This window comes from Streptomyces sp. NPDC002513 (assembly GCF_053595355.1).
The window spans coordinates 1-3,987 of the sequence record NZ_JBSFXK010000132.1 but is presented as its reverse complement, the minus strand read 5'-3'; the positions used below and the strand labels follow the sequence as shown (position 1 = coordinate 3,987).

Genomic DNA, 3,987 nt, shown 5'->3' with positions numbered 1-3,987 from the left:
GCCGCGTCACACACGACATCCACATCCACCGCCTCGACCCCGAGGAGAAGATCAACGCCGAGCTGCAAAAGGCCGCTTAGGAAGCGACGTTGCCCGAGACACCAGTGGCGCACTTCTACGACGAACTGGCCGAGGATTACCACCTGATCTATTCAGACTGGGACGCGAGCATCCGTCGGCAGGGGGACGCGCTGGACGCCCTGATCGGCCAGGATCGCGCGGCGGTGCTCGACTGCTCCTGCGGTATTGGCACGCAGGCCATCGGCCTGGCATTGCGCGGGCACCGCGTCACCGGGACGGACCTCAGCCCCCGCGCCGCGGCCCGCGCTGCTCGTGAGGCCGCCCGCCTGAGCCTGAGCCTGGGCACGGCCGCCGCCGACATGCGACGCCTCCCGTTTCCCGATGGCCAGTTCGACGCCGTTGTCTGCGCCGACAACTCGTTGCCTCACCTGCTGTCGGAGCAGGATGTGCACGCTGCCCTGGCCGAGATGCGCCGTGTGTTGCGTCCCGCTGGCCTGTTGATGGTCAGCACACGCCCCTATGACGACCTGCTGCGCGACCGCCCCGCTTCGACGCCTCCACAAGTCCACCAGGCCGTCGACGGCGGAGAACGGGCAGTCACCTTCCAGCTCTGGCACTGGCACGAAGACGGCGAGCACTACGACTTGGAACACTTCCAGCTTCTTCCGGCGGGCGGAGAATGGCGCGTCCAGGTCCGCCGGCCGGACCACTTACTGGGCACTCGGCCAGGACCGGCTGGCCGACCTCGCAGCCGAGGCCGGGTTTGTCGACCCCGGCTGGCGAATGCCGCAGGAGACAGGCTTCTTCCAGCCGCTGCTCGTGGCCCGCGCCAGCATGTAGGTGTTTCCACCGCCCGACTCGACCGCTGGCCTCACGGGCGGAGGTCGAGTCGGGGCCGGCGGGTGTCAGCCGGCCTTGGCGGGTTCCTCGGCTCGGGCGCGGGTGGAGGCGAGCCGGTAGGAGTCGGTGCCGGTCTCGATGATCGTGCCGCTGCTCGCGCGGCGCGTCCAGGTCCGCCCGCGGCCGCAGCGCGGCGGACAGGACCGTCTTGTGGTCGGCGACGTCGTTGGGGGCTGCGTTGCCGGCCGCGGCAGCATGGCGACGCACTCGCGGGTGTTGGCCAGCCACGCCCCCAGCGGCATGTGGCCGAAGCTGCCCTTGAAGGTGCCCGCCGCGCCTTCCTTCTGGCTGGTGCAGGTGACGATGGTCGCGTCCAGGTCCAGGACGTACCAGCCGGTCAGCTCCCGGCCGCACACCGAGATCCAGGGGAAGCCTTTGGGCCGCAGGGCGAGAAGCGTCCACACCACGCGGCGTATGACGGCGCGGGCGCGCTCCACCCGGGCCGCCACCGGGGCGTCGACCGCTTCCAGAGTGCGGCGCAGGGAGATGTCCGAGACCGGCCGGCCGAACACCGGCCGCCAGTGGTACTGAAGTTGCTCAGCCTGAAGGACGTTCGTCGCGCCGTGCACGATCGCACAGGCCAGTTGGACCAGCGCCATGCCCCGATCCCGCCAGCCCGGCCCGGCGCCCTTCGGCAACGCCGCACTCAGCGCGGTGGCCAGACCGACGCGGTCGGCGACCTTCCGCAGCAGCACCACGCCCGCGTGACCGATTCACCGCCATCGGGTCAGGTGCGGCGGTCGCAGCTTGGTTGAGCGCAGACTCCGGTAGGCCGCACGGTGTTGTGCTGCCGTGTCATACCGGATGCACAGGGGCTGTCTTTGCTCACGCGGGCACTGCCTTTGCTTCATCGTGCATCGATCACCGGCGAAGTGTGGGGCTCGCGTGCGGCCCCTGCCAAGATCGGGCATGAGCAAATGAGTTCGCGTTCGGAAGGCGGTCGGCCTGAGACGGAGCCGGCTCGATCCGCCGATCGGCACGGCTCCTGGCGCAGGTGTGCTCCGGGCCCAGTGCTTTCGGGTGCGATGTCGTGCTCTTGACAAGGAGTCCCATGCCTGATCACGCAAACGAAGCTCGTCCGGTGCCGGGGGTCGTCGTACAGGCCGACGACCCCCTGACCCAAGACGGTACGGTCAATTTCCTGGGGGCGGACGAGCGCGTCCGGCTGTTGACGGACGATCAGCTGCCCGAAGCCGACATTCTGGTGATGATCACGGCGGCGGTCAGCGGTAAGACCCTCTCCGCGATGAGCCGCGCCAGCCAGAGCACCGGCGGCCGGATCCGGGTCGTGCTGGTCGCGGACCACATCTCGGAGCAGCAGTTGGCGCTCGCGGTCCACCACGGTATGGCGAGCTTCCTGGTGCGGCCGTACACCAGCTTCACCCAGATCGGTGCGGCGGCCGTAGAGGCGTACCAAGGGCGGTCAGTCGTGCCTCCGATGCTGGTGAACGTGCTGCTGGACCAGATGCGCACCATGCAGAAGAGCGAGTCGCCCACCGGTCTGTTACCGGTCGAGCTGGCACAGCGCGAGGTCGACGTGCTCAGACTCCTGGCCGAGGGCATGGACACCGTGGAGATCGCCAACAAGCTCAGCTACTCCGAGCGTCTGATCAAGAGTGTCATACAGACCGTGGTCAAGCGACTGGGATTACGTAACCGGACCCATGCCGTCGCCTACGCCATCCGTATGGGCATCCTGTGACCCGCTCCGCCGAAAGGCGACGGGGGAGGCGGGGACAGCCCCGGGGAGACGGCGACAGCTGCTTGGCGGCAGCCGCGCGGCGGCCGGAGCGCACGGGCAGACAGCCTGTCACAGCGGGCACGACGGGCGGCGTGAACTGTCCTTGGGTGCGAGCCGGAGAAAAGGATGGAGACACGAGAGCAACGGGCTTCACAACACTCCTGCGACTGACTGGAGAACCCACATGGCTTCGAATCCCGAGGGCGTGGACCCACAAGGGACGCAGCAGCCTGTACAGGTCCACCTGCAGAGTCTGGAAAGCCACGGTGCGTTCTTCGCGCGCATGAGGGAGCTGGCCACTCGGGCGGAGCACGGCTGGACGGGCCAGGCCGGCGCCGACTTCCAGAGCGCCCTCGAAGCCTGGATGGCGAACTACCAGAAGGTCGGCGCGGTCCTCGACGAGATGCACCAGCGCATCGTCGGGACCGGAAAGGCGCAGACGCAGACGCACGAATCGACCACGAGCACCGCGGGGCAGCTCACCCAGCAGATGCACCAGGGCCTCCCGTTCAAGGGTTTCTGACGGGCGCGCCCTTCCCTTCCGCGCAGTGTCCGCGGCCTTGTCCGCGGATTCGCCCACGGGGGCGCTGCGTGCCACCCATCAAGGAGAACGCGTGGCTGAAGCCTATGCAGTCGACTGGGGAGCGTTCAATGAGGTGCTGGAACAGTTGAGCGCTGTACAGCACGAGATCAACGCGCTCGATCAGCAGTTTGCCGGCGGCAACACCTCGGCGCTGTCCGGACGGCTCAGTGACGTCGAGGATCTGTTCAACCAGCACGAGGTGAACTGGAACCAGACCGTCACGGAGATGCAGGCGCAGGCCGCGGCAGTCCAGAAGGCGGCCGACCGGTGTCGAGAGGAATATCTGCAGGCCTGCAACTACGGCGTCAGGATCTGGGGTGGTTAGTCATGGCACCCCATGGCGCCGCCCCGTGCCAACCCTCGGGGGAACCCACTGCGACGCCGTGGGGACGACCACGAGCGCCTGTCGGGTGAACTTCGAGTGACGGATAGATGAATATGAGGTGCCTGAGGCGTAACCACCCTCGGGCTCTGGTGCCGCCTGCCAGCCCGCGTGCTTGCTCATCCATCCGGATTCCGGCCGGACGGCGCGGCATCAGGCGGTGAACCGAACCGTCGGACACCGGGCTGTGACCTCAACCGTCGGCCATCGGGCTGTGACATAGTCTGGCCCCGGACCGGCGGCGGACCCGCCGGTACATCCGATGCCACTGAGGTCTTCTCAGCAACGTGATGGTTGCGGTGCGTGATCGCCCAGCGTGCGCGGGGTGGTGACCCGGCGTCAGGTATGCGTGAAGCCCCT

Annotated in this window: 3 protein-coding genes and 2 pseudogenes; 4 read left to right on the top strand and 1 reads right to left on the bottom strand. The window is 68.0% G+C overall.

The window, feature by feature from the left end; genetic code table 11:
• Window positions 1-89: 89 nt before the first annotated feature.
• Window positions 90-861, top strand: a pseudogene (locus ACWD5Q_RS35175) (class I SAM-dependent methyltransferase).
• Window positions 862-926: 65 nt separating this feature from the next.
• On the opposite strand, the pseudogene ACWD5Q_RS35170 reads toward ACWD5Q_RS35175, so the two are convergent.
• A pseudogene (locus ACWD5Q_RS35170) lies at window positions 927-1,010 on the bottom strand (ATPase); the annotation flags it as partial.
• 962 nt (window positions 1,011-1,972) lie between these two features.
• Between ACWD5Q_RS35170 and ACWD5Q_RS35165 the strand changes: the two are divergent.
• The 3 genes from ACWD5Q_RS35165 (at window position 1,973) to ACWD5Q_RS35155 (ending at window position 3,570) form a co-directional block, all read left to right on the top strand.
• Window positions 1,973-2,623, top strand: a complete 651-nt coding sequence (locus ACWD5Q_RS35165) for a response regulator transcription factor (RefSeq protein ID WP_451431133.1) — start codon at window positions 1,973-1,975, stop codon at window positions 2,621-2,623.
• A 223-nt stretch (window positions 2,624-2,846) separates the two neighbouring features.
• Window positions 2,847-3,185, top strand: a complete 339-nt coding sequence (locus ACWD5Q_RS35160; protein WP_451431132.1) for a hypothetical protein — start codon at window positions 2,847-2,849, stop codon at window positions 3,183-3,185.
• Between the two features lie 91 nt (window positions 3,186-3,276).
• Window positions 3,277-3,570 (top strand): hypothetical protein, encoded by a 294-nt coding sequence (locus tag ACWD5Q_RS35155; protein WP_451431131.1) that lies wholly within the window; start codon window positions 3,277-3,279, stop codon window positions 3,568-3,570.
• Window positions 3,571-3,987 lie beyond the last annotated feature (417 nt).

Coding starts and splice junctions, on each gene's coding strand:
- ACWD5Q_RS35165 (WP_451431133.1), top strand. CDS start 1,973: ATGCCTGATCACGCAAACGAAGCTCGTCCGGTGCCGGGGGTCGTCGTA.
- ACWD5Q_RS35160 (WP_451431132.1), top strand. CDS start 2,847: ATGGCTTCGAATCCCGAGGGCGTGGACCCACAAGGGACGCAGCAGCCT.